Annotated in this window: 2 protein-coding genes and 2 tRNA genes; 3 read left to right on the top strand and 1 reads right to left on the bottom strand. The window is 44.6% G+C overall.

Annotated features, from left to right (window positions below):
• Positions 1-427 (top strand): integrase core domain-containing protein (locus tag ACQY6Q_RS02210; RefSeq protein ID WP_427977351.1); only part of this gene is annotated, 427 nt, incomplete at its 5' end.
• Positions 428-465: 38 nt separating this feature from the next.
• On the opposite strand, the gene gltX is transcribed toward ACQY6Q_RS02210, so the two are convergent.
• Complete coding sequence (gene gltX / locus ACQY6Q_RS02205) at positions 466-1,953, bottom strand: glutamate--tRNA ligase (protein WP_427977348.1); 1,488 nt, start codon at positions 1,951-1,953, stop codon at positions 466-468.
• Positions 1,954-2,183: 230 nt separating this feature from the next.
• On the opposite strand from gltX, the gene ACQY6Q_RS02200 reads away from it, so the two are divergent.
• A tRNA-Val gene (locus ACQY6Q_RS02200) sits at positions 2,184-2,259 on the top strand.
• Between the two features lie 11 nt (positions 2,260-2,270).
• Positions 2,271-2,346, top strand: a tRNA-Val gene (locus tag ACQY6Q_RS02195).
• The last annotated feature ends 98 nt before the right edge of the window (positions 2,347-2,444 follow it).

The raw sequence follows: 2,444 nt of genomic DNA, 5'->3' as shown, positions 1-2,444 counted from the left end.
AGTGACCGATGCGGGTTCTCGCAAGATAGTTGGGCATCACTTGAGTGAAGACATGAAAGCAAACAACGTAGTGAAAGCCCTGAAAATGGCGGTTAGGGATAAGCGCTATATAGCTAATGCGGTGCACCACTCAGACCGAGGCTCACAATACTGCTCGGCTGTTTATCAGGAGGAACTACTGATAAACCAAATTCAGCCGTCGATGACAGACGGCTATGATTGCTATCAAAATGCGTTAGCGGAAAGGATAAACGGCATACTGAAGCAGGAGTTTTTACTGTACCGATGTAAGACACTTAAGGAACTAAAGATACTTGTAAAAGAATCGATAGCGATATACAACACAATGAGACCGCATCTGAGTTTAAATATGGAAACGCCCAATCAGGTGCATAATAGAAAAGGCCAGCTACTGGAGCTGGCCTAAAAACTGTCAACCTATCTTAGGACGGATCATGTTAGTGCTTACCAAGTCGCTTTATAAGCGCGGTAGGCTTTATCTAATGATTTCGCTTGCTTCTTACTCACACCAATTTGGTTAAGCGCAAAACGTAAACGAGCGCGACTCATATCTGAGCCTAAAATAGCCATTGCATCAACCACCGAGATAGAGCTAGTTTTGCCGGTAATGGCAACAAATATAGGTTCTAGAAAATCACGGATCTTCACATCTAAATGCGTAGCCAACTGCTTAGCGACAGCAAATACCACGTCTTTATCCCAATGACGCTGCTCTTCTAGCTGCCAAATAAACAATTGCAATAAGGTGCGAACTTGCTCAAGCTCTAACTTACCCGCACTTAATAGCTCAGAGTCATATTCAGGCATACCAGAAACAAAGTGGCCAGCTAATGGCGCAAGGTCACTCATCACTTCTAAACGCGCCTTAGCTTGCGGCAGAATACTCATCAAGGTTTGCTGGTTGTATGCCCACTCAACCAAACGTTGCGCTAATTGCTCATCGCTAAGTTCTTCGCGGATCCATAAACCGTTTAACCATTTCAACTTATCTACGTCAAACACCGGACCGCCCAGCGATACCCGCTTCATGTCGAAATGCTCAACCATTTCTGCAAGGGTGAACTTTTCTCGCTCATCAGGCATTGACCAGCCCATGCGACCCAAATAGTTCAGCATCGCTTCGGGTAGGAAACCCATTTTGCGGTAGTAATTAATGCTGGTTGGGTTTTTACGCTTACTCAGTTTACTTTTATCTGGGTTACGCAATAAAGGCATGTGACCTAATACTGGAGCTTCCCAGCCTAAGTCTTGGTATAGCTTCAATAGTTTTGGCGCAGAGTTTAGCCACTCTTCACCACGAAATACGTGAGTAATGCCCATTAGATGGTCATCAACAACATTTGCTAAAAAGTAAGTAGGTAGGCCATCGGCTTTAAGTAAAACCTGCATATCTACTTGCTCCCATGGGATCTCAACTTCGCCACGCAAGTAATCGTTAAATTTGAAGCTACCGCTTTCAGGGATCTTCATCCGCACAACATAAGGCTTGTTAGCGGCTAAGTTAGCTTTAATTTCATCTTCACTAAGAGCTAAACCTCGGCCGTCATACTTTGGTTGTAAGCCTTCTGCCATCTGTTGCTGACGCATTTCATCTAGCTCTTCAGCGGTAGCAAAACAGTAAAAGGCTTTGCCTTCGTCAATCAGCTGCTGCGCATATTTTTTATAAATATCGCTACGTTCACTTTGACGATAAGGGCCATGTTCACCACCGCAATCAGGACCTTCATCCCAAGTTAAACCTATCCATTTTAGGCTATCGTAAATAGCTTGTTCAGACTCTCGAGAACTACGTGCTTGGTCGGTATCTTCGATACGCAGAATAAACTCACCACCATGTTGCTTGGCAAAACAGTAGTTAAAAAGTGCAATGTAGGCGGTACCTACATGTGGGTCACCAGTAGGTGAAGGAGCGACACGAGTACGAACTGTCATGTTGATTCTCTAGTTTAAGTAATTGGACCAATTGAATTGCGCGGATTTTACCACACCCATCAAAATTCGCTAGACAACAGCGCCAAGCTAAAACCACTCGGTTTGACTATTTTTAGTACTAACAAGCTCGCTAAATCATCATTTTGCCGAGAATTTGTGCAAGCAGTCAGTTTCCTTAAAATTTGCGTTGACACCTCTGCGAAGCTCCCTATAATACGCCTCCACAAGTTGGTCGCTTAGCTCAGTTGGGAGAGCATCGCCCTTACAAGGCGAGGGTCACTGGTTCAAGCCCAGTAGCGACCACCAATTTACAATTAGGTTGCTTAGCTCAGTTGGGAGAGCATCGCCCTTACAAGGCGAGGGTCACTGGTTCAAGCCCAGTAGCAACCACCATATTTTGGTTTGGTATTAAGCAGTATTAAGGCGACATCGCCCTCCTCTTAATAAACCTAACCATAGGCTGGTAAAGCCAGCCAAAAAATTTGGTCGCT

The organism is Agarivorans sp. (assembly GCF_050295395.1).
GTDB lineage: Bacteria > Pseudomonadota > Gammaproteobacteria > Enterobacterales > Celerinatantimonadaceae > Agarivorans.
The sequence above is the reverse complement of the archived record's forward strand: the minus strand, read 5'-3'. Positions and strand labels throughout refer to the sequence as shown.

Coding starts and splice junctions, on each gene's coding strand:
- gltX (WP_427977348.1), bottom strand. CDS start 1,953: ATGACAGTTCGTACTCGTGTCGCTCCTTCACCTACTGGTGACCCACAT.